The organism is Pseudomonas sp. DR48 (assembly GCF_019823085.1).
Taxonomy (GTDB): Bacteria; Pseudomonadota; Gammaproteobacteria; order Pseudomonadales; family Pseudomonadaceae; genus Aquipseudomonas.
In genome coordinates this window covers 2445634-2470898 of record NZ_CP081946.1, presented here as the reverse complement: position 1 = coordinate 2470898, position 25265 = coordinate 2445634, and the positions used below count along the sequence as shown (strand labels likewise).

Sequence of the window (25265 nt, the reverse complement as noted above, 5' to 3'; positions counted from 1 at the left end):
GGGCTGTCTCACACGGTGAAGACCGGCACGGGATTGCACCAGCGGTCCTTGTATTCACGATCGGCGCGCCCGAAGGAAAACCGCAGGGGCTTATCCAGGGCCCGCGCATGCTCCCAGGCACTTTGAGTGTTGAGAAAACTCAGCACACTGCCGGGACTGAACTCACGCGTTTGAGGGTCGACGCCCCCGTTGATGTATTCAACGCTGATCCACTGCGGCGCCTCGACGCGATACACCAGCTGAATCGCAATCGGTGCATCGTTGAGGAAAATCACCGAGCCTATCAGGAAGTCGCGCAGCAGCTCGATCACCTCGCCCATGCGCTCGGCCCCGGTGGCCGGGAAGCCCCAGCGCCGCTGGAACAGGTCGCAGTAGATCGCTGCCAGCTCAGCGCTGGAGAAATCGGCGACCGGACGCACCACCCCGCCCGCCTCTTCCAACAGGCGCAATTCACGGCGCTGGTTGTAGCGAAATTTTTTCGACAACTCTTCGGGTGTACGGGCCATCGCCAGTTGTTCGGCCTGCAACTTGATGTCGGTGAAGCGGCCTTCGCTCAAGGCTGACAAATATCGCCCGCGATGGCGCAGAGGTGCTTGAGCATCTGCGGCGGCCGGCAAGATCAGCTCGGCATTACCGAGGTCGAACAGGCCCTTTTTACCGCGGCGCTTGAGCACATCCTTGGACAGCGCAAGGTCGCGCCCCCAGGTCGGAATCGCTGCTTTGACTTCACCGTTTTGCTCCCAGGCCAGGTACCGCACCGGGATCTCGGCCAACTGCGCCAGGCGTTCAACCACCAGGGGATGAGTCGCGACGCTGCCGCCAAAACGCTGCCAGGCCTGGGCATAAGTCGAGGCATCGACCACCGCCCAGCCACGTTCGCGCCAGCCTTGAAATCGGTTGAGCATCAGCCCCTCTGCGCCAGTTCTGTGACCTGTGGCAAATGCCAGAAAGCATCACGTACCGCGCGGTCGGAGAAATGCTCACGCAAGCGATCGAGCATCAGTTCGGCGCACTGGTGACGTTGCTGGTCGTCCATCGCGGCCAGATGTTGCAGCCCTTGGGCCAAGTGTTCGGCATCGCCCAGCGGGAATAGAATGCCCACCCCTTCAACGATTTCCTTCGCCCCACCGCACGCAGTGGCGAGCAACGGAACGCCGGCAGCCATGGCTTCCAGCAGCACCATGCCGAAGGGTTCGTGATCAGAGCTCAAGGCAAACACGTTGAATGCGCGGAAATAGCGGCGCGCATCCGGTACCTGACCGAGAAACAGCACGCGATCGCCGATACCCAATTCACGGGCCAGGGCCTTGAGGTCCTGTTCGAGTCGGCCGCTACCGAGGATCACCAACTGACTGTTGGCCGGCAAGCCCGGCAATGCTGCGGCGAAACCGTGCAGCAGCGTGGTCTGGTCCTTGTCCGGATGCAGCCGCCCGACGTTGCCGACAATCCAGGCATCCGCCGACAGGCCGAGGGTTTCCCGTGCCTCGCGGACCGACACCTGGCTGGTCTGCAACGCCGGCACGTCGATGCGGTTATAGAGAGTCTGAATCCGCTCGGCGGGCCATTTCGGCAGGCAACTGCGCATGTCATCACGCACCGCATCGGAAACCCCGAGCAGGCTCAGGCGCTTGCGGAAAAGATTGGCGAAAAGTTTGCGGGTGCCGCGTTTGTAATCGCCAAACGCGTGGTGCACACCGATCACCGGCAGCGAGGTGCCGAGCAAGGCGATGTAGATCGGCTTGAACCGGTGAGCGATGCAGAAACTGAAATTGCGTGAGGCGGCGATCTTGCGCAGATCGCTGATGGCGCCCAGCTTCAGGCCACGGATGGCCTTTGAGCTGTACTCCATGAACAGCACTTCATCGGAAGCGCAGCCTGCCGCGACATCGCTGTCGGCGGCCCCGGTAAGGAACACCGTGGTCACGCGATATCCAGTCCCGGCGAACAGGCTGGCGTACTGCCGGGCGCAGTCCAGAAACGGCCCGTCATAGCCGTGACAGAACTGCAGCACATGGCGTTCAGCCGAGCGTGTCATAAGCGTTCGCACCCTCTTTGACCACCAGAATGTCTTCCATGATCAGGTACTGCAGGTCCGAGCCGAAGAACATGTTCAGGGCGTCGGTGGGTGAGCAGATCATCGGTTCGCCGCGACGGTTGAGCGAGGTGTTCAGCGACACGCCGTTGCCGGTCAATACTTCCAGCGCCTTCATCATGTCGTAGTAGCGCGGGTTGTATTCGCGCTTGAGCACCTGGGCCCGGGAGGTACCGTCTTCGTGGACAACTTCCGGCACGCGGGTCTTCCACTCTTCAGCCACTTCGAAGGTGAACGTCATGAACGGCGCCGGGTGATCGATCTTGATCATCTGCGGCGCGACGGTGTCGAGCATCGACGGGCAGAAAGGCCTCCAGCGCTCGCGGAACTTGATCTGGTGGTTGATGCGGTCAGCGACGCCGACGGCACTTGGGCAGCCAATGATCGAACGACCGCCCAAGGCACGCGGACCGAACTCCATGCGTCCCTGGAACCAGGCCACCGGGTTGCCATCGACCATGATTTTGGCGATGTTTTCCGGCATGTTCTCAAGCTTGCGCCAGACCGGCTTGCTCGGGTGACGGGCACAGGCAGCGAGCACGTCTTCGTTGGTGTAGGACGGGCCGAGGTAGACGTGTTCCATCTTCTCGACCGGAACGCCACGGGCGTTGGACACGTAAGCTGCAGCGCCCACCGCGGTGCCGGCATCGCCGGACGCAGGCTGCACGAACAACTCTTTAACGTCATCGCGGGCGATGATTTTCTGGTTGAGCTTGACGTTCAACGCACAGCCGCCGGCGTAGGCCAGCTTGCCGGTTTCCTTGAGCACGTCGCCCAGGTAGTGGTCGATCATCTGCAGCGCGATCTTTTCGAACAGCGCTTGAATGCTCGCCGCGTAGTGGATGTACGGCTCGTCAGCGATGTCGCCTTCGCGCTTGGGTCCCAGCCACTCGATCAGCTTCGGCGAGAAGTAGTAGCCTTTGCCCTTCTCTTTGTAGCGACGCAGGCCGATGACGTTGGCGTAGTCGGTGTTGATCACCAGTTCGCCGTTTTCGAACGACGCCAGGCGCGAGAAATCGTATTTGCTGGCGTCGCCGTAGGGCGCCATGCCCATGACCTTGAACTCACCATCGAGCATGTCGAAACCGAGGAACTCGGTGATCGCGCCATACAGGCCGCCAAGTGAGTCCGGATCGAAGAATTCCTTGATCTTGTGGATCTTGCCGTTTTCGCCGTAACCGAAAAAGGTCGTGGCGTACTCACCCTTGCCATCGATCCCCAGGATCGCGGTTTTCTCTTTGAAACCGGAGCAGTGGTAAGCGCTGGAGGCGTGGGCCAGGTGGTGCTCGACCGGCTCGATCTTGATTTTCTTCGGATCGAAGCCCAGTTGCTCGAGGCACCAGACGATCTTGTTGCGATAGCGCTTGTAGCGACGGTTGCCCATCAGGATCGCGTCGAGCGCGCGGTCCGGGGCGTACCAGTAACGCTTGGCGTACTGCCAGCGAGCCTTGCCGAAAATGCTGATCGGGGCGAATGGAATCGCGACCACGTCAACGTCGGACGGCTTGATACCCGCCTGTTCGAGGCAGAACTTCGCCGATTCGTAAGGCATGCGGTTCTTTGCATGTTTATCGCGCACGAAGCGCTCTTCTTCAGCCGCAGCGACCAGCTTGCCGTCGATGTACAAGGCTGCGGAAGGATCATGGCTAAGGGCGCCGGACAGGCCAAGAATCGTCAATGCCACAGGGGTCTAGCCTCTTTAGTCTGCATGCAGGCGACAAGCGCCTCAAAAATTAATGTGCCCTCGCAAGGGGCGAGAGACAGCTAAAGGGCGGGATTATAGCTTAAAAGCCGCGGCAAGCCTCTAGCGGGAAACGGCAGGCTCGCGCGTTGACAGTAGAAGATCGTCGACATAGACTCCTGCGCAAATGGACTGGGGGATCCCGGTCGGCGCTTTGGCCTCGGTGAGTTTCACCGGGGCTTTTCGCTTTCTGAGATAGGGAAAATTTTTAAACCCCAGTTTTCGAAACCCTCCCCCACATTGTTCCGACCACCACTGCAGTAGAACTTGCGCTTGAGCACGTCAAAGGCACGATTCTCCTGCCCCGACCGTAAAACGCTCATACCAATGGGTCTTGCAACAAGATCCGCAAGCTGTAACCCCGTTGAGTTCACTTGTTTGGTTGCAAATACGATATCGAACGGCAGCTGAATGCCCAATCGGTTCGCACCGTCGCACATACGGCGAAACTCCAGTTCAAGCCCATTATCTTCCCGCTTCCCGCGACGCTCGAAAATCACATGAGTCAACGCACACTGCTGATTCTTTTCCTGTAGAAACTCATAAAGCGTTTCCAGGCAAAAGCCCAGAGCAACGTGATAAGGATTGTGAACGGGACCTTGTTTTTCGCGAAGAGTGGCTTTGTCGATAACGCAGCTGATCAAGACGAAATTGCTTGTCTCGATAATGCCGCTCAACTCCTCGAGAAAAGCATGTTTATGTTGTCTCGACGTGAACAGGCTGGAGAACGCTCCCTTTTCTTTTCGGATCTCCAATTCATGCAGGCCGATCAGGTCGTGCCCCATATGGTTGAATTTAAACTTCTGAAGGGCTGGAATAACCTTCTCGCAATAGTGCCGTTTATGAAAAACACAGAAAGCAAGTACAAACATTGGGTAATTTGGATCTAGCGTTTGCATCCCATGATCGCCGCTCTCATCGACATAAATTATGAAGTCGCTGTACTTCCCTTTCGGAGGTAGGCGCTTTGTCGCATCGACATTAGCGTCGGATTCACTTTCGCTTTCAAAAAGAAAAAATTGTTGAGAGTACAAACGAGTTACCCGCGATCTGCCCGCCAGTAAATACCCAGATTGCCGTCAGTAGCCTGGCGGAAAATCGTATAGGGCAAGGACACCGTGTCGCAGACGCCCGAGAGCGTCAGATCGAGCAGTACCAAGGGCACCAGGACGCCCGTAGGATCCGGCGGGGCATGCAGGATGCAGAAGTTGTAGGCCAGACCGCTGTAAACACGGGGGATGGATTGGCAGTAGGTCTTGTGTTTTCGCAGGCCGCGGGCGGCGTCTTCGTCGTCTTGCAGCACTGTTAGCGCTGTTCCGCAGCCCGTTAAAGCCAATGAAAAAGCCCCCATCGCAACAGCCATTTTTATCGTCAAAATCTGCCCTCCGTGAACGTCAGGCAAACTAGCATCGTGGCTATTCAGGGCACAGTTCATGGAGTCTGTGGATCATGTAGGACAGTTCACAAGAACTTGTCCCCTTAATCTCGGCTGACTGTTCTGGCCCCATCGCGAGCAAGCCCGCGCCCGCAGGGGATCTGCGCCACACACAAAATATGTGTGCGGCGCAGAATTACCGTGGGAGCGGGCTTGCTCGCGAAGGGTCGAAGACCCGATTCAGGCAGCGCCAGAGATGTCTTGGGGAAGCCGCTGATCGATGACTTTGTAGAGGGCGCTTTCTTCAGGCCAGTTACGCATGAACCGCGCCCGATCCCGCGCATACGCCGGGGCAAAGCTGCCCATCGAGCCATGCTGGCACATCGAATCCAGATCGATCAGCGCCCAGCGATCCTGCTGCCAGAACAGGTTGTGACCCTTGAAGTCGCCATGGCTGATGCGCTCGCGAATCAGCTCGGCAAACAAATGATCCAGTGCCGCCAGTTCTGCCTCGGGCGCATCACCGCTCTCAACGTAGGGTGCAAAGCGCTCGATGATGTCCGGTCCCGGCAGGTATTCCGTAATCAGGTAAGCCCGACTGCGCAACCAGAGAAACCGCTTTTCCAGCAACGCCAACGGCTTGGGCGTAGCGATGCCCAGAAATGCCAGGCGATTGCCTTCGCGCCACGAGTGCCATGCACGGCTCGGGCGCCAGAAGCGTTTGAGCCAATGCGCAAAGCCTTTGATGTTGTAGCGTTTGATCACCAACGTCCGACCCGCTACATCGACTTTTCCTACGCTCGCCGCACCGCCGGTCTTGTACAGATGCCCCTGATCGAGCAATGCATCGGCCTGATCCAGCACCGGCAGCATCGCCGTTTCTTCCTCGCGACGAATAGCCCGCAGGCCGAACGGCCCGCGCTGAACGCTGAACAGCGTGCAATCGCGGCCCACCTTGATCAGGTAGTCCTTCAAGCGCCAGCTGCGAACCTTGTCGATCTGCTTCTGCAACGCTTCCATTGGCAAGGCGTGTTCGCCATTGCTCAACAGGTAATACACCAGCAACTCTTCGGTGAATGGCTCCAGCGATTTAGGTAGCTGGGCGAAAAACACACCGAGGTTCTCCAGGACTTTCTGCCGTGACAGCGGTTGGCCGGGGGTCTCGGCGCAAACGCCACCGCCATCGATCAGATACAGCCGACCGCGCTGACGCAAAAGGTTGTCCAGATGCAGGTCTTCCTGCCAGAGCCCCTTGCGATGCATTTGGCCGATAGCGCCCAACGCCTCGGCCAGCACGGCCCCTTGCATATCGGCCAGCACCGGCAAGTGCTCGACCTGTTTCCAGGTATCCCCCAGGCTCTCGGCGCCTTCGAGGAAGTCAAACAACAGCCAGCCGCCTTCGCCTTCTTTCAAACCATCCGCCAGCAGTTGCGGCGTGGTCAGGCCTTGATCGGCCAGTAAGCGAACACCGGCCAGTTCACGCTGAAAATGCCGGGCCGCCTTGCTGCCAACCAACAACTTTGCCAGCACCGGCCGGCCACGCCAGACGCCGGCACCAACATAACGCTGTCCCGGCAATACGCGTAGCAAACTCAACAACTGCAATTGGCCGGGGCCGGCAGCATCGGCCAGGGAAATACTCATCGGCAGGCTCGGGCTGCGGCCGGCGTTTTTCAGCTCGGACAAACGCATCAACGTGTCTCCTTATGACTGCGCCGGGCAGTCAGGCGCGACATCCAACTGTCCACCAGCGAACTGTCCTGAGGCTGTTCGAGATAGACCGCCAAAAACTCGCGCAACTGCGCATCGGTCCATTCCGGGGCGCGGCGCAGCAACGGTTCCAGGTCCTTGATCCGGTCACGCTGGCCAAACAGTAACGGCCGGGTTTTCTCCAGGTCGATCAGCTGCGCCTCATAACCGTCTTCCGTGGGTCGTAAAAAAATATGCTTGGGGTAGAAACACCCGTGAACCTGGCGCACGCCGTGCAGCTGCCGCGCCAGTTCGCCACAGGCTTTCATAATGGCCAAGTGTTGCTCCTCGCTCAGCTCCGACCAGAACTGCAACAGCGAATCCAGATCATCCCAGCCATCCAGGGCGCGAGTCAGCAGCACCGCACGGACTTCGCCATCAAATTTTCGCTCACCAAAAAACGCCGCCTGCAGTGCCGGAATGCCCAGCTTCTGATAGAGGCTGATGTTACGAAACTCACGAGCGAAACTCGGCTCGCCGAAGGGCGCGCGCAAGGTGCGGGTCAGGTAGTTGCTTTGGCGCTTGAGGTAATAGCCATGACCTTCCAGGTCCAGCCGAAACACACTGCTCCAGCCATCGCTAACGGTATTGGGTTCATCCACTGCATCGAGCTGCTTGGCCCAAAGTTCGTCGAAGGTGCCGAGGCCGTGATGCTCAAGGAGCGCACGGTCTTCGGCGGCCAGAAAATCGGTCATTCACGCCCCTTAAAAAATCTCACTACGTGCCGGATGCGTTTTTTGTCGTCGGCATCGAGCCGATCACGCTGGCGGTATTGCAGATAAAAACGCAGGCGCTGGGTCGCCGACAGGTGATATTTGGCCACCTTGTCGAGACAGGCCAGGTCTTTAGTAATTCGGTATTTGAGCCAGAAGCCGCGCCAGAAATCGCCGTTGGGGCAATCGATCAGAAACAGCTTGGGCTCATCGTTGACCAGCAGGTTGCGCCACTTCAGATCGTTATGGGTGAAGCGCTTGTCGTGCATGATCCGGGTGTACCCGGCCAATTGACGACTGACGGTGTCCACCCAATCGCGGTCCGCGAGCCTGGGGTCGTGCCGCCCGGCGAGGGCTGACAAGTCTTCGGTGTTGGGCAGTTCGCGGGTAATCATTGCACCCCGGGCATACGCCGCACCGCGCCGCTCCAGGCCCCAGGCCACGACTTCAGCGGTGGGAATACCCCACTTGGCGAAGCGTTTGAGGTTCTGCCATTCGGACTTGACCCGGGGTTTGCCCAGATAGCGGCGCAGACCTTTGCCGGCACCCACGTAGCGCTTGACGTAATAATTGACGCCATTGCGATTAACGCGGATGACCTCGGACAACGGGTCGAGGGTTACGCTCTCGCCCTGAAGCGCGAACACCGCGTCCAGGCTGCCAAAATCTTGCGCCAGATCGCTGTAAGCAGACCCCAGTTTCCAGCCCGGCATCAGAGCGCGTCTCCGTATCGCTGTTTACGGTCGTAAAGCTTGTTGGCTTTGCCTTCAAGCCAGGCAAGCAACGGGGCTTCTTCGGCCAGAATCTGGCGCAATGGCTGCTGGAAGTAGCCTTTGAGGAAGCGCAGCTTGTCGCGCCGGGTCAGGCCGATGTCCAGCGCTGAGAAATACAGCGCCGCCAGGTCTTTGTCGCGCCAGCGCCGGGTAATCGCCGGGCGGGTCTGGGCGCGGTGCAAATCAATCACCGAGAGTTTGAAGTCATCGGCCGTCACCGGTTTATCGGTGTGCAGCAGGAAGTGGCAGATGTAGCAGTCGCGGTGGTTGACCCCGGCGCGGTGCATCATGCCCGTCATGCGGGCGACTTCGGCGATCAGCGCGCGCTTGAGCCTGGGCTCGGGCGGTTGTTTGACCCAATCGATGCTGAAGTCTTCCAGGCTGACGGTGGGCGCCAGCTCTTCGGTGACGATGAACGAGTGCTGGTCCGCCGGGTTGCTGCCCTTCTCGCCATAAGCCACGGCGGTCATGGTGGGCACGCCGACTTCTTTGAGGCGTTGAATGGCTTTCCATTCCTGGCCTGCGCCGAGGACCGGCAATTTGGCGGTCAGCAGGTTCTTGAAAATCTCACCCCAGCCAATGCCGCGGTGAATTTTCACGAAGAAACCATTGCCGTTCACTTCAGTGCGCAACGTCCGGCGTGCTTCCAGCTCACGGTAAACCTCACCCTGCAGGCCTTCGACTTCAGTGAACGCATCCCGTCCGGCCCACAGGCTCTTGAACGGTTCAGCCAGCATCAACTTCATTAAGCGTGCTCCGCCAGAATCACATCGGCCGCGTGCTGCGGCATGCTATAGAGGTCGGCCGTCTCGGCGAAAGCCAGACCGTTGCGGCTCCAGGCCGCCCGTGCCTGAGCGTCGTTCAACATGCCGGTCAGGTACTGCGTCAGTTGCGCCTGATCGAATGGTTCGTCCAGCACCAGACCGGCGTCGGCCTCGGCAATGTAATGGGCGTAACCACAGACTGCGCTTACCAATACCGGCAACCCGGCCACCACGGCTTCGAGCAACACGGTCCCGGTGTTTTCGTTGTACGCCGGGTGGATCAACAGATCGGCGCCGAGCAGGAAACGCGGAATATCGCTGCGACCCTTGAGGAACGTCACGTTGTCGCCGAGCCCCAAAGTGGCGCTCTGCATCTGGAACAATTTGGGGTCATCCTGGCCAATTACAAACAGCCTGGTGCGCTTCTTCAGATCAGCGGGCAATGCGGCCAGCGCCTTGAGGCTGCGATCGACACCCTTGGTCTTGAACCCGGAGCCGATCTGCACCAGCAGCAATTCATCGTCCTTGAGGTTGAATTCGCGACGGAATTCGGCGCGTATCTCGGCCGCATTAGCCGGCGCGCGACGATCCTGGGAGATGCCCGGTGGCAGCAAATGAAAGCGTTCCAGCGGCGTGTCGTAATACTTGATGAACAGCGGCTGCTGGACCTCGGAGATCATCAGCACTTCGGTCTTGGCGTCCTTGGCGAACACCGCGCGCTCGTACTCGGCGAAGTGCCGGTAGCGACCCCAGCGACGGTACAGCGAGTTGCGCAGGTTTTGCGCCTTGTCTTCAAAGCAGCCGTCGGCGGCGTAGTAAACGTCCAGGCCCGGCATCTTGTTGAAACCGATCAGCCGATCCACGGGGCGCTTGGCCAGATCCGCTTCCATCCATTCGCTGAGCTTTTCGTTACGGCGATGGTTAAAGAACGCTTTGACCGGCGCGACCAGCACTTCAAAACCCGGCGGCACGTCGCCCTCCCAGATCAGCGTATACACACGAATCTGATGACCGCGCTTCTGGCATTCCAGGGCGATGCGCATGAAATCGCGCTGCAAGCCCCCGAATGGAAAGTACTTGTACAAGACGAATGCCAATTGCATCAGCGCAGCTCCTCAGCCAGTAACAACGTGCTCAGTCGAGTCGCGACACGCTCGGGATTCAGGCGCGTGAAGCACAGCGGCCACTCACGCTTCAGGTCGAACCGACGGGCATCATCGGCCGTCGGTTGATAGGTGCATTTCTTTTGCAGGCACGGCGCGCAGGGGAAATCGCTGGCGATGTGAATCTGCGCCTTGCCGTAGGCGCCGGTCAGGCCCGGATTGGTCGGCCCAAACAGCGACAAGGTTGGCACGTCGAGCGCGGCCGCCAGATGACCGAGGCCAGTGTCCACGGCCACACAGGCCTGGGCGCCGGCCAATACTTTGCCGACGCCGGCCAGATTCAGCTTGGGCAACACTTCGACATGACGGAACCCGGCTGCGATGCGCTCGGCCCGGGCCTTCTCGACCGGATTGCCCCACGGTAGCTTCACCGCGACACCGAGGTAACCGACCCGCTCGGCCAATTCACGCCAATAGGCTTCCGGCCAGTGTTTGGTGTCCCACGTGGTGCCATGTAGGAACAGCACGTAAGGATTCTTGCGCGGCAATTCCACCAGGCGCTCGACATTCAGGCCGTAATCGCCCAGCCCCTTGGGCAAGTCGTAGCCCAATGCCAGGGCGAACAACTGACGCACTCGCTCGACCGCGTGTTGCCCACGCCCCACCGCCAGGCGACGGGAATAAAAGCGCGCGGCAATCGGTTCGCGTGCCGAATCCTTGTCCAGCCCGGCGACCGGCGCCTTGACATAGCGGGTCAGCCAGGCGCTTTTCAGCAGGCCCTGAGCATCAATCACCAGATCGTATTTCGAGGCGCGAACGCTTTGTTTGAAGCGCTTCCACTCGCCGCTTTTGATGGTTTGCCAGAGGTTCTTGCGCCAGCGACGGATCGCCACCGGAATCACCTTGCTCACGGCCGGGTGCCAGGTCGGGATTTCGGCGAAGCCTTCTTCCACCACCCAGTCGAACTGGATGCCGGGGATCGCCCGCGCCGCGTCGGTCAGCGCCGGCAACGCGTGAATCACGTCGCCTAGCGATGAAGTCTTGATCAGCAAAACGCGCAAACTATTTGACCTCGACCACAGTGCCCTGCAACCGCTGCAAAGCTTCGTTCACGGCTTGCGGCATGAGCTGGCGCAGACAGTTGTAATGACCGAAACGGCAGGTGCGATCGAAGCAAGGGCTGCATTCCAGGCCCAGGCGCACAATCTCGACATGCTCGGCCAACGGTGGCGTGAAACCCGGCGATGTCGAGCCGTAGACCGCAACCAGCGGGCGGTTCAGCGCCGCAGCAACGTGCATCAGGCCGGAGTCATTGGACACCACCGAGTCAGCACAGGACATCAGGTCGATGGCTTCAGCCAGAGAGGTGCCGCCGCTGAGGTTCACCGATTCTTCACGCAGGCCCGGAATCAGCCGCGCACGAATGTCTTCGCCGACCGCGTGATCGTTTTTCGAGCCGAACAACCAGACTTGCCAGCCTTCGCGGATCTTCGCTTCGGCGACCTTGGCGTAATGCTCGGACGGCCAGCGCTTGGACTCGCCGAACTCGGCGCCAGGGCACAACGCCAACACCGGGCGGTCCAGGGTCAGGTCGAACTTGGCCAGTGCCGCCTCGCGAGTGACCGGGTCGATCCGCAAGCTCGGCCGCGGATACGGTTTTGGCAGCTCGACACCGGGCTCGAAGGCCAGCGCCATAAAGCGCTCGATCATCAGCGGGTAACGTTCTTTATCCAGGGTGCGCACATCATTGAGCAAGCCGTAGCGGAACTCGCCACGCCAGCCCGTGCGTTTCGGGATGCCGGCGAAGAATGGCACCAGCGCCGACTTCAGGGAGTTGGGCAACAGGATCGCCTGGTCGTACTGGCAGGCCAGGGATTTGCCGATGCGTCGACGCGTCGCCAGTTCCAGTGCGCCATGGCCGAGCGGAAAGCTCAAGGCCTGACGGACTTCGGGCATACGCTCAAGAATCGGCCGGCTCCACTCGGGGGCCAGGACGTCGATTTCGCACTGCGGGTGGCGTTGCTTGAGGCACTGAAACAGTGTCTGCGCCATCACCATGTCACCGACCCAGCTGGGCCCAACGATCAGAATTTTCATGTGGTTTCCAAAAACGAAACCGGGGAGGCATACGCCTCCCCGCCTCGAGAATCCAGCACCCGCAGCCTTGGCTGCCAGGTCATTTGGACGAGCCGGTTGGGGCTTGTCGGATCAATTTTGTGCACATCCAGTGCGGTGCAGCTTAGCTGCCTCACTTTACAAAACAACACAGACCTACTGTGGGAGCGGGCTTGCTCGCGATAGCGGTGTGTCAGTCACCAACAATGTCATCTGACACACCGCTTTCGCGAGCAAGCCCGCTCCCACATTTGAATCGTGTCGCTTAACTCAATCCCAGCTCACGCCAGATCCTCATCACCTGGCGCCGTTCGTCCACGAACTGATCACCCGGTATCACTCCCGGGTCCTTCTGCAAGGCCTGCCGGTGAGCGGCGGAACGGTAGGCTTTATAGGCCTCTCGCAGCAGGCTGGCGTCTTCGGCAGGCATCAGCCCTTCGTGTTCCAGCTCTTCCAGAATGCGGATATTGTCCGTCCAGCGCAGCAATGGCGGATGTGTTTCGGACCACGCCAAGGCCGCGTATTGCACCATAAATTCAATATCGACGATACCTCCGGCGTCCTGCTTGAGGTCGAATGGCGCCGTGGCCTCGAAGGCATTTGCCCCGGTGCCGGCCGCCGTGCTCTTGCTGCCGAGGTTATCGCGCATCTTGGCGCGCATCTCGCTGACCTCCTGACGCAAGGTCGCCAGGTCGCGCGATTTACCCAATACCGCGGCGCGGACTTTCTCGAAAGCCTGGCCGACATCCTTGCTGCCCACCAGCACCCGCGCCCGTACCAGCGCCTGATGTTCCCAGGTCCAGGCTTCATTTTCCTGATAACGGGCAAACGCCCCTACCGAACTCACCAGCAACCCCGATGCGCCCGACGGCCGCAGCCGCATATCGACTTCATACAGCTGACCGGAGTTGGTCTGCGTCGTAATCAAATGAATGATCCGCTGCCCAAGCCGGGTAAAAAATTGCGCGCCGTCGATGGGTTTCGCCCCGTCAGTCTCGGCCTGCGGATCGCCATCATGGATGAACACCAGGTCCAGGTCCGAACCATGCCCCAGTTCCAGACCGCCGACTTTCCCATAACCGACAATGATGAAGCCGGGATCGCACAACGTGCCGTCGGTGCGCAGCGGCGTGCCATATTTGGCCACGGTCTGGCGCCAGGCCAGGGCCAGCACTTGTTCGAGGATCGCTTCGGCCAGCCAGGTCAGGTAATCGCTGACTTTCATCAATGGCAGGCTGCCGGCGATTTCCGAAGCGGCGACCCGCAAGCGGTGCGCCAGTTTGAAATGGCGCAAGGCTTCCATTTGCTGTTCGAGGTCGTCTTCGGGAATCCGTGTCAGACGCTCGCGCAACTCGGCGGCCAGTTCCGGCGCCAGCGGCGGCTTGAACAGTCGGCCTTCATTGAGCAATTCATCCAGCAACAGCGGGAAACGGGTGATCTGCTCGGCGATCCACGGGCTCGCTGCGCACAAGGTCAGCAAACGCCGCAGCGCGCCAGGATTTTCGGTCAGCAACACCAGATAGGCGGAACGGCGGGCCACGGCCTCGACCAGCGGCAGCACACGCTCCAGCACCAGATCGGGATTGGCATGCTCGACCGCCTGGGCCAGCAAGCGTGGAATAAAGGCATCGAGGCGCTCGCGACCCAGACGCTGCATCGCGCGCAATTGCGGGCTGCTGCGCAAACTGGCCAGCGCTTTCAAGGCTTTGGTGGCATCGGCAAAACCGCCCTCTTCCAACTGACGGCAAGCGGCCTCTTCATCCTGGGCTTCTTCCCACAGCGGCAGCCATTCACCACCGACCACCACTTCGCTTTCGGTGCCTTCTTCTTCATCGGGATCGGCGATCACCTGGCCAAAGTGCCAGGCCACGCGTCCACGCCAATGCATCAATTGCTCTTGGAACGCCGCCCAATCGGCAAAGCCCATCATAAAGGCAATGCGCGCCTGATCCTGTGCGCCGTCCGGCAGCATCTGGGTCTGGCGGTCGGCGATGGCCTGGATCGCATGCTCGGTGTAACGCAGAAACTCGTAGCCTTCGCGCAACTCACTGATCACCGCGGGCGGCAGGTAACCCTGACCTTCCAGCGTGCTCAGTACTTTTAATAGAGGACGCTGCTGCAGGCTCAGGTCGCGGCCACCGTGGATCAGCTGGAAGGCCTGGGCGATAAACTCGACTTCACGAATGCCGCCGGAGCCAAGCTTGATGTTGTCGGCCATGCCCTTGCGCCGCACTTCCTGCTGGATCAGCTGTTTCATGGTGCGCAGCGCTTCGATGGCCGAGAAGTCCAGGTAACGCCGGTAAACGAACGGGCGCAGCATTTCCTGCAACTGCGCGCCGGCCACTTGATCGCCGGCCACCACCCGCGACTTGATCATCGCGTAGCGCTCCCAGTCGCGCCCCTGATCCTGGTAATACTGCTCCAGAGCGTTGAAGCTCAAGACCAGCGCACCTGCCGAACCATAAGGGCGCAGGCGCATGTCGACGCGAAATACAAAACCGTCCACGGTCATCGGGTCCAGCGCCTTGATCAGGCGCTGGCCAAGGCGGATGAAAAATTCCTGGTTGTCCAGCGGGCGCTTCACCCCGACGGTTTCGCCGCCCTCGGGATAGGCGAAGATCAGGTCGATGTCCGACGACAGGTTGAGCTCGACGGCGCCGAGCTTGCCCATGCCCAGGATGACCATCTGCTGCGGCTCGCCGCTGCGCCGACCGGTGGGCACGCCGAACTGTTGGCAATGGCGCGAGTACAACCATTGATAAGCCTGATCGATGCTGGCATCGGCCATGTCCGAGAGGTCGCGACAGGTCTGGATCAGATCAGCCTGACGGGTCAGGTCACGCCAGACGATCCGCACTTGATGACGGGCGCGCTGGCGGCGCAAGGCACGACCGAGTTCGTCTTCGGTCTCGGCGGCATTGACTGCGCCAGCAATCTGCGCGCACAGCTCGCCGGGCGCGAAGCTGCGGTCCAGTTCGCCGGACTGCACCAGCGTCAGCAACATCAAAGGGTCACGAACAGATTGTTCAATCACGAAGTCGCTGGCGGCCGTGACGCGGGCAAATTGTGCCCAGCGATCGGGTGTCCAGGAAGAAAGACCATGATCGTCGTCCAGCGCCGCGACGGCGGTACGGAACGACTGCTCGGCACGGGTGACAAACGGCAGGAGAATGTCGGGCAGTTCAGCAAGCGTGGGAAGGCTCATGGTCTATCCTTGATCGGCGTGTAAAGGGCTGCATGTAGTGATTTTGCGAAATGCACTACGTGATCGACTGTCGAACAAAGGTTAGAAATAGCTGAAATTTCTTTATTTTTGGCAGACAGCATCAAGCTTTCACCTTTTTCGGTTGGCAAAAGACCAACCTTAACGATTATTCTCACAACGCAGCTGGAGGCCACAAGCCGCTCATCTGTAGTTTTACTACTCGTATATACATTCGAAAGGCTGAAATGCCCGATGATTTGTAGTAAAACTACACGCCGCCGGAACAACCTCTCGGCAATCCAAGAATTTATATCGTCTGCCCACAAGGCCAGTCGCAAACTCAGGCAACCGATTCTGGAAGCCTTTCCGCCCTGGAGCAAGCCATGCAAGACCTCGATCCCGTCGAAACCCAGGAATGGTTGGACGCCCTGGAATCGGTTCTCGACAAAGAAGGCGAAGACCGCGCTCACTATCTGATGACCCGTATGGGCGAACTGGCGACCCGCAGTGGCTCGCAGCTGCCTTACGCCATCACCACGCCATACCGCAACACCATTCCCGTTACCCACGAAGCACGCATGCCTGGCGACCTGTTCATGGAACGCCGCATTCGCTCGTTGGTACGCTGGAACGCGATGGCCATGGTGATGCGTACGAACCTGAAAGATTCGGACCTGGGCGGTCACATTTCCAGCTTCGCCTCCAGCGCCACGCTGTATGACATCGGCTTCAACTATTTCTTCCAGGCCCCGACCGACGAACACGGCGGCGACCTGATCTACTTCCAGGGTCACACCTCGCCAGGCGTTTACGCCCGTGCGTTCATGGAAGGCCGCATCTCCGAAGACCAGATGAACAACTTCCGCCAGGAAGTGGACGGTCAGGGCCTGTCGTCCTACCCGCACCCTTGGCTGATGCCTGATTTCTGGCAGTTCCCGACGGTATCGATGGGTCTGGGCCCGATCCAGGCGATCTACCAGGCACGCTTCATGAAGTACCTGGAAGCCCGTGGCTTCATTCCTGAAGGCAAGCAGAAAGTCTGGTGCTTCCTGGGCGACGGCGAGTGCGACGAGCCGGAATCCCTGGGCGCGATCTCGCTGGCTGGCCGCGAGAAGCTCGACAACCTGATCTTCGTCATCAACTGCAACCTGCAGCGTCTCGACGGCCCGGTTCGCGGCAATGGCAAGATCATCCAGGAACTCGAAGGCGTGTTCCGCGGTGCCCAGTGGAACGTGACCAAAGTCATCTGGGGCCGTTTCTGGGACCCGCTGCTGGCCAAAGACGTCGACGGTATCCTGCAACGCCGCATGGACGAAGTCATCGACGGCGAGTACCAGAACTACAAAGCCAAAGACGGCGCGTTCGTGCGTGAACACTTCTTCAACTCGCCAGAACTCAAGGCGATGGTTGCAGACTTGTCCGACGACGAGATCTGGAAACTCAACCGTGGCGGCCACGACCCGTACAAGGTCTACGCGGCGTACCACGAAGCGGTCAACCACAAAGAACAACCGACCGTCATCCTGGCCAAGACCATCAAAGGTTATGGCACCGGTGCCGGCGAAGCGAAGAACACCGCGCACAACACCAAGAAAGTGGATGTTGAAAGCCTGAAGCTGTTCCGCGATCGTTTCGACATTCCAGTGCGCGACGAAGAGCTGGAAAACCTGCCGTTCTTCAAACCGGAGCCAAACAGCGCCGAAGCCCGTTACCTGAGCGAGCGTCGCACTGCACTGGGCGGTTTCGTGCCACAGCGCCGCGCGCAGAGCTTCAGCGTTCCGACGCCATCGCTGGACACCCTCAAGGCCATTCTTGATGGTTCGGGCGACCGTGAAATCTCCACCACCATGGCCTTCGTGCGCATCCTGGCGCAACTGGTCAAGGACAAGGAAATCGGCCCGCGCATCGTCCCGATCATCCCGGACGAAGCCCGTACCTTCGGTATGGAAGGCATGTTCCGTCAGTTGGGCATCTACTCGTCCGTCGGCCAGCTCTACGAGCCAGTCGATAAAGACCAGGTGATGTTCTACAAGGAAGACAAGAAGGGCCAGATCCTCGAAGAAGGCATCAACGAAGCGGGCGCCATGAGCTCCTTCATCGCTGCCGGTACTTCGTACTCCAGCCACAACCAGCCAATGCTGCCGTTCTACATCTTCTACTCGATGTTCGGCTTCCAGCGTATCGGCGACCTCGCCTGGGCCGCTGGCGACAGCCGTACCCGTGGTTTCCTGATCGGCGGCACCGCCGGCCGTACCACGCTGAACGGCGAAGGCCTGCAACACGAAGACGGTCACAGCCACATCCTGGCTGCCACCATCCCGAACTGCCGCACCTTTGATCCAACCTACGGCTACGAGCTCGCGGTGATCATCCAGGACGGCATGAAGAAGATGACCGAAGAGCAGCAGGACGTTTTCTACTACATCACCGTGATGAACGAGTCCTACCAGCAGCCAGCCATGCCGGCCGGTGTCGAGGAAGGCATCATCAAGGGCATGTACCTGCTCGAGGAAGACACCCGCGAAGCGGCGCACCACGTACAGCTGATGGGCTCCGGCACCATCCTGCGTGAAGTCCGCGAAGCGGCGAAAATCCTGCGTGAACAGTTCAACGTCGGCGCCGATGTGTGGAGCGTTACCAGCTTCAACGAACTGCGTCGCGATGGCCTGGCCGTTGAGCGTACCAACCGTCTGCACCCTGGCCAGAAGCCTAAGCTGAGCTACGTCGAAGAGTGCCTGAACGGCCGTAAAGGTCCGGTCATCGCCTCTACCGACTACATGAAGCTGTTCGCTGAACAAATTCGTCAGTGGGTCCCGTCCAAGGAATTCAAAGTCCTGGGCACCGATGGTTTCGGCCGCAGTGACAGCCGCAAGAAGCTGCGTCACTTCTTCGAAGTCGACCGTCATTTCGTGGTGTTGGCAGCCCTGGAAGCCTTGGCTGACCGTGGTGACATCGAACCTAAGGTGGTGGCTGAAGCCATCGTCAAGTTCGGTATCAACCCGGAAAAACGCAACCCACTGGACTGCTGAGGAGACACTCTGTGAGCGAACTCATTCGCGTACCTGACATCGGCAGCGGTGAAGGTGAAGTAATTGAACTGTTTGTGAAGGTCGGCGACCGTATCGAAGCCGATCAGAGCATCCTGACACTTGAGTCGGACAAGGCGAGCATGGAAGTGCCTGCGCCAAAGGCCGGCATCATCAAGAGCCTGAAAGTGAAGCTGGGCGATCGTCTGAAAGAAGGCGACGAACTGCTGGAGCTGGAAGTCGAAGGTGCCGCTGCTGCGGCCCCGACGGCTGCCGCTGCGCCAGCTGCCAAGGCTGAAGCTGCACCTGCTGCGGCGCCTGCCGCTGCCGCCGCTCCAGCTCCAGCTGCCGCACCTGCTGCCGCTTCGGTTCAGCAAGTGCACGTGCCGGACATCGGTTCGTCGGGCAAGGCCCAGATCATCGAGATTCAGGTCAAGGTCGGCGACACCGTCGCAGCTGATCAATCGTTGATCACCCTGGAATCCGATAAGGCGAGCATGGAAATCCCATCGCCTGCCGCTGGCGTGGTCAAGGCCATCAGCGTCAAGCTCAACGACGAAGTCGGCACCGGCGACCTGATCCTAGACCTGGAAGTGGCGGGGGCTGCGGCACCGGCTGCGGCCGCTCCAGCTCAGGCGGCTGCACCGGCCGCCGCTGCTCCGGCACCTGCCGCTGCGGCCCCGGCTGCACCGGTTGCGGACAGCGTTCAGGACATTCATGTGCCGGACATCGGTTCGTCGGGCAAGGCCAAGATCATCGAAGTCCTGGTCAAGGCCGGCGACACCGTTGAAGCCGACCAGTCGCTGATCACCCTGGAATCCGACAAGGCGAGCATGGAAATTCCATCGCCAGCCGCTGGCGTGGTGGAAAGCGTTTCCGTCAAGCTGGACGACGAAGTCGGAACCGGCGATCTGATCCTCAAGCTGAAAGTCAAAGGCGCTGCTCCGGCCGCGGCTCCGGCACCAGCTGCCGCGCCTGCTGCTGCTCCTGCGGCGGCCAAGGCTGAAGCGGCTCCTGCTGCTGCCGCTGCGCCTGCCGCACCGGCGGCTGCACCGGCCAAGCCGGGCGCCAAGGTTCACGCAGGCCCCGCTGTACGCCAACTGGCCCGTGAATTCGGTGTCGAGCTGAGCGCAGTCGGCGCAAGCGGTCCGCACGGTCGCATCCTGAAGGAAGACGTGCAGGTTTACGTCAAAGCCATGATGCAGAAGGCCAAGGAAGCACCGGCAGCCGCTGCTGGCGCAACCGGCGGCGCGGGCATCCCGCCGATTCCGGTCGTGGACTTCAGCCGCTTCGGTGAAACCGAAGAAGTGCCAATGACTCGCCTGATGCAAATCGGCGCGTCGAGCCTGCATCGCAGCTGGCTGAACATTCCGCACGTGACTCAGTTCGACTCGGCTGATATCACCGAGCTGGAAGCGTTCCGTATCGCCCAGAAAGCCGTTGCAGAGAAGGCTGGCGTCAAGCTGACCATCCTGCCGCTGCTGCTTAAATCCTGCGCGCACCTGCTCAAGGAACTGCCGGACTTCAACAGTTCGCTGGCACCAAGCGGCAAAGCGATCATCCGCAAGAAGTACGTCAACATCGGCTTCGCCGTCGACACTCCTGAAGGCCTGCTGGTACCGGTCATCAAGAACGTCGACCAGAAGAGCCTGTTGCAACTGGCTGCCGAAGCCGCCGCACTGGCTGCCAAGGCCCGCGACAAAAAGCTCACCGCCGACGACATGCAAGGCGCCTGCTTCACCATTTCCAGCCTCGGCCACATTGGCGGCACCGGCTTCACGCCGATCGTCAACGCGCCGGAAGTGGCGATCCTCGGTGTCTCCAAGGCAACCATCCAGCCAGTCTGGGACGGCAAAGCCTTCCAGCCGAAACTGATGCTGCCGCTGTCGCTGTCCTACGATCACCGTGTGATCAACGGCGCCGCTGCTGCACGCTTCACCCAGCGTCTGAGCAGCCTGCTGGCGGACATCCGCACCATCTTGCTGTAACCACGACCGGCCCTCCTTCATCGGAGGGCCGTTCGCGTTCCACGTTTTCCGAGCGCCACGCTCGTACCTCAACCCCGCCAATTTGGCGGGGCTTTTTTTGCCTGGAATAAAGCATTTTCCTACAGCCTCAGCTGACCCCGCCCACAACTCCGGTCCACTTTCGCGCGATATTTTTCTTCGCCCAATAACTAGGCTTAGTTCAACAGGAACTTCTAATAAATCCCTAGAACTTCCTTTACTTAGTTAGCGTTATTTCGAATGGATTCGAACATGTTCAAACCGACTGTTGGCCCAATCATTGGCCACACTACAACTAATCACGTGCGTATTTTTCTGCGCGGTGAACATCAAGATGAGTCACTGGTCTTTGCAGGTATCCGTTACCGGCGCGAAGGAGAAGTACGTTGGTCCCAAGGCATTTTTGTCAAACTGTCCATCCTGCGCGACATGTCCGATGTGATCGCGCTCAATGATCTGGCCACCGACACTGAATACGAATATCAAGCCGGATGGTTCAGCCCCATGAGCCCGGTGCACACCGTCGAAACGGTTCAGGAGTTACCGCTGCAATGGCCTCGGGAGACGTATCGTTTCCGTACACACTCCAGCAAAACCACGACGCCGCGGGCATACATCGTCGGCTCCTGCCGCTACCTGAGAATGACTGCCGGGGTGGCAATCACGCCACAGGCAGGCGACCGGATCTTTGCTTCGATCACACAGCTTTCGCAGCAGGCTGACCCTCCCATCAGCGCCATGCTGATGACCGGCGACCAAATTTACGTCGACGACTTAAACGTTATTGCGCCTGACCGGGAGTACAAGGAAATACTCAGCAAGTATCGGACGGCTTTTGCCCAGCCTCATATCGCAAAGTTAATGTCCGGCACGCCGACTTACATGATCCTCGACGACCATGAAATAGAAGACAACTGGCCCGCCAACAAAAGCAAGGCAGACGACTATTTATATAAAAATGCCATGGCCGCCTATGAGCTGTATCAAGCCAGCCACAGCCCGGCACATGAACTTCTGCCCAGCGGACAACCGAGCAAAAAACTGGAACAGTATTGGTATCAGTTCACCGAAGGTGACATTGAATGGTTTGTCACTGACAGCCGCACCCGACGCAATCTGTCGGCCGATGATCGACGGATACTCGATGAGGAGCAGGAGCAGGCAATGTGCAAATGGCTGGTCCACAGCCCGGCCAGGGTCAAATGCGTGGTCACCAGCGTGATGTTCTACCCCGACCGCAAATCGCACGGCGATGACGCCTGGAAAGCGTTTCCGGAACAACGACTACGACTGCTGGAGACCATTCGTACACAACGCATCAAAAACGTCCTGTTCATTTCCGGCGATGTCCATGGCTCCCTCACCAGTCGCCTGACCCACAGCGAAGATCCAGACTTCGAAGTGCACACCATCGTTTCGTCACCGCTGTGCAACAGCAAATTGCTGCCGTATGCCAAGGCGTCGACCTTCATGCTTGACCAGCCACTGGCACAAACCGCGGCCGGGGACTATCGGCATCAACTGACCAGCGACGTGATCAGCCAGGACAACTTTGCCCACCTGATCATTGAGCAGGCGCAGATACGGGTCAATTATCACGACAGCGATGGCAAGCCACTGCAATCGGTCACGATCCCTTTGCGTTAACCGCAAAAAAAATCGCAGCCCTGGGCGACGCCTGTGGCTGCGATTTCTTGCGAAAAGCATTAGTTTCGGTCGTTGGCTGGAGAAATCCGCCCCGCTGCCGACATATTCTTATAGCACTTGGCCTTCATGTCTCTTGTCAGTCAGTGTCGCAATGATGCAACCTTGCCGCAGGCAACAGTTAAGAGGGCGAGAGCCCGGCGCGATCAGCACATTCGAAGCGAGTTTCCCTCAATGAAAAGCCAACCCGATGCCGCCAGCCGTATGGTGGCCGAGGTAGTGACGCAATTGCCTGTGCCCTCGCGGCTCGGCATGCTGCGTTTCGAACGGCTGAATGAAGCTAGCTGGGCGCTGCTGTTTCTCGATCCCAATTGCGAAAGACAGTTTGGTGTGCCGGCCGTGGAGCTTTGCGCCCTGGTCGACTCACCCTACGCCAGCCTGATGGAGCCCGAAGCGCGCTATCAACTGCACGACGCGATTCAGCAGCAACTCAGCAACGGCCCCAATTACCTGATCCGCTACAAACTGCACACCGCCAAGGGCTCCCTGAGCCTGCTCGAACTCGGCGAAGCCTACCGACAACACAATCGACACCTGCTGCGCGGCTACCTGATGGTCGTGGACGGATTGTTCGAGGACGGACAACTGCTGCCGACGCTGGACCTGGAAACCCAGAACTCACGCCTGCAAATCGCCCTGGAACTCAATCAGCGCGCCCAACTGGAGCAACTGCAGCATCTGGATCGGGTGCGCGCCCAGCAAGACCTGATCCTGCTGCTGACCCGCCAGCGCTACAGCAGCAACAATTCCCTGCAAGAAGCCGCCGAGCTGATTACCCGTAGCGCCTGTGATATCTACGAAATCGACTGCGCCAGCCTGTGGAACCTCGAAGGTTCGCTGCTGGTGCCGATCTCGGCCTATCACCGCGCGTCCGGGGAGTATCAATTGCCCGAGCCGATCGATGTCAGCGGCTTCCCGGATTACCTCGAGGCGTTGCACAGCAGCCGCGCCATCGACGCGCACAACGCCATGCGCGACCCGCGCACCCGGGAAATGGCCGAAAGCCTGCGCCCGCGTAATGTGAACGCCATGCTCGACGCCAGTATCCGCGTGGATGGCCAGGTGGTTGGCGTGCTCTGTCTTGAGCAGACCGGCGTGACCCGCGCCTGGCAGTCGGATGAAATCGCCTTCGCCGGCGAGCTCGCCGACCAGTTCGCCCAGGTCATCAACAACCATAATCGCCGCACCGCCACCAGCGCCTTGCACCTGTTCCAGCGTGCCGTCGAGCAAAGCGCCAACGCCTTTTTGCTGGTCAATTGCGACGGCGTGGTGGAATACGTCAACCCGAGCTTCACCGCGATCACCCAGTACAGCACCGAAGAAGTCCACGGCCAGCGGCTGTCGGAACTGCCGGCACTGGAAAACCTCAGCGAGCTGCTGTTCGACGCGCCCTCGGCGCTGGCCAAGAGCAACAGCTGGCAGGGCGAGTTCAAGAGTCGACGTAAAAACCTCGAACCCTACTGGGGCCAGTTGTCGATTTCCAAGGTCTACGGCGACAACCGCGAGCTGACGCATTACATCGGCATCTACGAAGACATCACCCAGACCAAACTCGCCCAGCAGCGCATCGAGCGCCTGGCCTACACCGACAACCTGACTAACCTCGGCAACCGCCCGGCATTCATCCGCAACCTCGATGAACGCTTCGCCCGAGACAGCGATACCCCGATCAGCCTGTTGCTGGTGGACATCGACAACTTCAAGCGGATCAACGACAGCCTTGGCCACCAGACCGGCGACAAGTTGTTGATCAGCCTGGCCCGACGTCTGCGCAACAGCCTGAGCCCGAGTGGCAGCCTGGCGCGTTTTGCCAGTAACGAGTTCGCCGTGTTGCTGGACAACACCGACCTTTCGATGGGCCAGCAAGTCGCCAACCAATTGCTCGCGACCCTCGACAAGCCGATGTTCGTCGATAACCAACTGATCAGCGTCACCGGCTCCGTCGGCCTGGCCTGCGCGCCGCTGCACGGTCGCGATCCACAGACCCTGATGCGTAACGCCGGCCTGGCGCTGCATAAGGCCAAGGCCAACGGCAAACATCAGGTTCAGGTGTTCACCGAAGCGCTGAACGCCGAAGCCAGCTACAAACTGTTCGTTGAGAACAACCTGCGCCGCGCCCTGACCCAGAATGAGCTGGACGTGTTCTACCAGCCCAAACTCTGCCTGCGCAGCGGCCGCTTGCTGGGCATGGAAGCGCTGCTGCGCTGGAACCATCCGGAAAAAGGCATGATCCGCCCGGACCAGTTCATCAGCGTCGCCGAAGAGACCGGGCTGATCATTCCGATCGGCAAGTGGATCGCCCGCCAGGCCTGTCGCATGAGCAAAGACCTGACCGCCGCGGGCCTGGGCAATCTGCAAGTGGCGATCAACCTGTCGCCCAAGCAGTTTTCCGACCCGGACCTAGTGTCATCGATTGCCAACATCCTCAAGGAAGAAGCGCTGCCGGCGAACCTGCTGGAGCTGGAACTGACCGAAGGCCTGCTGCTGGAAGCCACCGAAGACACCCACTTGCAGCTCGATCAGCTCAAGCGCCTGGGCCTGACCCTGGCCATGGATGACTTCGGCACCGGTTACTCATCGCTCAGTTACCTGAAAAAATTTCCGATCGACATCATCAAGATCGATCGAAGCTTCATCCATGAAATCCCGGACAACCAGGACGACATGGAAATCACCTCCGCCGTGATCGCCATGGCCCACAACCTGAAACTCAAGGTCGTCGCTGAAGGCATCGAGACCGCCGAACAACTGGCCTTCTTGCGCCGCCACCGCTGCGACGTCGGCCAGGGTTACCTGTTCGACCGCCCTATCCCGGGTTCCGAGCTGATCGAAAAGCTCAAGCGCTACCCGCGCGGCCCGCTCGTCTGACAGCCCACACCCTCGCGTGACACCCCCAATC

Annotated in this window: 18 protein-coding genes; 4 read left to right on the top strand and 14 right to left on the bottom strand. The window is 59.8% G+C overall.

Annotation, left to right across the window (positions count from 1 at the left end; translation table 11 throughout):
• Positions 1-8: 8 nt before the first annotated feature.
• The 14 genes from K5K95_RS11225 to K5K95_RS11160 all read right to left on the bottom strand — a co-directional run bounded on the left by K5K95_RS11225 (position 9) and on the right by K5K95_RS11160 (position 16019).
• Positions 9-905: an antimicrobial resistance protein Mig-14 gene (locus tag K5K95_RS11225; protein ID WP_222589496.1), complete on the bottom strand. Its 897-nt coding sequence runs from the start codon at positions 903-905 to the stop codon at positions 9-11.
• Positions 905-2035, bottom strand: coding sequence for a glycosyltransferase (locus tag K5K95_RS11220; RefSeq protein ID WP_222589495.1), 1131 nt, complete (start codon positions 2033-2035; stop codon positions 905-907). The genes K5K95_RS11225 and K5K95_RS11220 overlap by 1 nt, the downstream gene beginning before the upstream one ends.
• A complete protein-coding gene (locus K5K95_RS11215; RefSeq protein ID WP_090176383.1) occupies positions 2019-3776 on the bottom strand; it encodes a carbamoyltransferase in 1758 nt (585 codons plus the stop codon). The genes K5K95_RS11220 and K5K95_RS11215 overlap by 17 nt, the downstream gene beginning before the upstream one ends.
• 227 nt (positions 3777-4003) lie before the next feature.
• On the bottom strand, positions 4004-4867 hold the full coding sequence (locus K5K95_RS11210) for a DUF3800 domain-containing protein (RefSeq protein ID WP_222589494.1): 864 nt from the start codon (positions 4865-4867) through the stop codon (positions 4004-4006).
• Between the two features lie 5 nt (positions 4868-4872).
• The gene (locus K5K95_RS11205; protein ID WP_222589493.1) at positions 4873-5208 is read right to left on the bottom strand and encodes a YceK/YidQ family lipoprotein; all 336 of its coding nucleotides are present in this window, start codon (positions 5206-5208) and stop codon (positions 4873-4875) included.
• Between the two features lie 240 nt (positions 5209-5448).
• Complete coding sequence (locus K5K95_RS11200; RefSeq protein WP_222589492.1) at positions 5449-6900, bottom strand: lipopolysaccharide kinase InaA family protein; 1452 nt, start codon at positions 6898-6900, stop codon at positions 5449-5451.
• Positions 6900-7652 carry a lipopolysaccharide kinase InaA family protein gene (locus K5K95_RS11195; RefSeq protein ID WP_222589491.1) on the bottom strand — a complete coding sequence of 251 codons (753 nt, stop codon included), beginning with the start codon at positions 7650-7652 and terminating at the stop codon, positions 6900-6902. Before K5K95_RS11195 ends, K5K95_RS11200 begins: the two co-directional genes overlap by 1 nt.
• The gene (locus K5K95_RS11190) at positions 7649-8383 is read right to left on the bottom strand and encodes a lipopolysaccharide kinase InaA family protein (protein WP_222589490.1); all 735 of its coding nucleotides are present in this window, start codon (positions 8381-8383) and stop codon (positions 7649-7651) included. Before K5K95_RS11190 ends, K5K95_RS11195 begins: the two co-directional genes overlap by 4 nt.
• Complete coding sequence (gene rfaP / locus K5K95_RS11185) at positions 8383-9189, bottom strand: lipopolysaccharide core heptose(I) kinase RfaP (RefSeq protein ID WP_090176398.1); 807 nt, start codon at positions 9187-9189, stop codon at positions 8383-8385. The genes K5K95_RS11190 and rfaP overlap by 1 nt, the downstream gene beginning before the upstream one ends.
• Complete coding sequence (locus K5K95_RS11180; RefSeq protein WP_222589489.1) at positions 9189-10310, bottom strand: glycosyltransferase family 4 protein; 1122 nt, start codon at positions 10308-10310, stop codon at positions 9189-9191. The genes rfaP and K5K95_RS11180 overlap by 1 nt, the downstream gene beginning before the upstream one ends.
• Positions 10310-11371 (bottom strand): lipopolysaccharide heptosyltransferase I, encoded by a 1062-nt coding sequence (waaC, locus tag K5K95_RS11175; protein WP_222589488.1) that lies wholly within the window; start codon positions 11369-11371, stop codon positions 10310-10312. Before waaC ends, K5K95_RS11180 begins: the two co-directional genes overlap by 1 nt.
• A gap of 1 nt (position 11372) precedes the next feature.
• Positions 11373-12407 carry a lipopolysaccharide heptosyltransferase II gene (waaF, locus tag K5K95_RS11170; protein WP_222589487.1) on the bottom strand — a complete coding sequence of 345 codons (1035 nt, stop codon included), beginning with the start codon at positions 12405-12407 and terminating at the stop codon, positions 11373-11375.
• Positions 12408-12690: 283 nt separating this feature from the next.
• Positions 12691-15630, bottom strand: coding sequence for a bifunctional [glutamate--ammonia ligase]-adenylyl-L-tyrosine phosphorylase/[glutamate--ammonia-ligase] adenylyltransferase (gene glnE, locus K5K95_RS11165; protein ID WP_222589486.1), 2940 nt, complete (start codon positions 15628-15630; stop codon positions 12691-12693).
• Complete coding sequence (locus K5K95_RS11160; RefSeq protein WP_090176413.1) at positions 15627-16019, bottom strand: hypothetical protein; 393 nt, start codon at positions 16017-16019, stop codon at positions 15627-15629. Before K5K95_RS11160 ends, glnE begins: the two co-directional genes overlap by 4 nt.
• Here K5K95_RS11160 and aceE point away from each other — a divergent pair.
• The 4 genes from aceE (at position 16014) to K5K95_RS11140 (ending at position 25234) form a co-directional block, all read left to right on the top strand.
• Positions 16014-18659: a pyruvate dehydrogenase (acetyl-transferring), homodimeric type gene (gene aceE, locus K5K95_RS11155; RefSeq protein ID WP_090176415.1), complete on the top strand. Its 2646-nt coding sequence runs from the start codon at positions 16014-16016 to the stop codon at positions 18657-18659. The two genes, K5K95_RS11160 and aceE, sit on opposite strands and share 6 nt — an antisense overlap.
• 11 nt (positions 18660-18670) lie before the next feature.
• Complete coding sequence (gene aceF, locus K5K95_RS11150; protein ID WP_222589485.1) at positions 18671-20644, top strand: dihydrolipoyllysine-residue acetyltransferase; 1974 nt, start codon at positions 18671-18673, stop codon at positions 20642-20644.
• Between the two features lie 270 nt (positions 20645-20914).
• Positions 20915-22309 (top strand): alkaline phosphatase D family protein, encoded by a 1395-nt coding sequence (locus K5K95_RS11145; protein ID WP_222589484.1) that lies wholly within the window; start codon positions 20915-20917, stop codon positions 22307-22309.
• A 231-nt stretch (positions 22310-22540) separates the two neighbouring features.
• Complete coding sequence (locus tag K5K95_RS11140) at positions 22541-25234, top strand: EAL domain-containing protein (protein ID WP_222589483.1); 2694 nt, start codon at positions 22541-22543, stop codon at positions 25232-25234.
• The last annotated feature ends 31 nt before the right edge of the window (positions 25235-25265 follow it).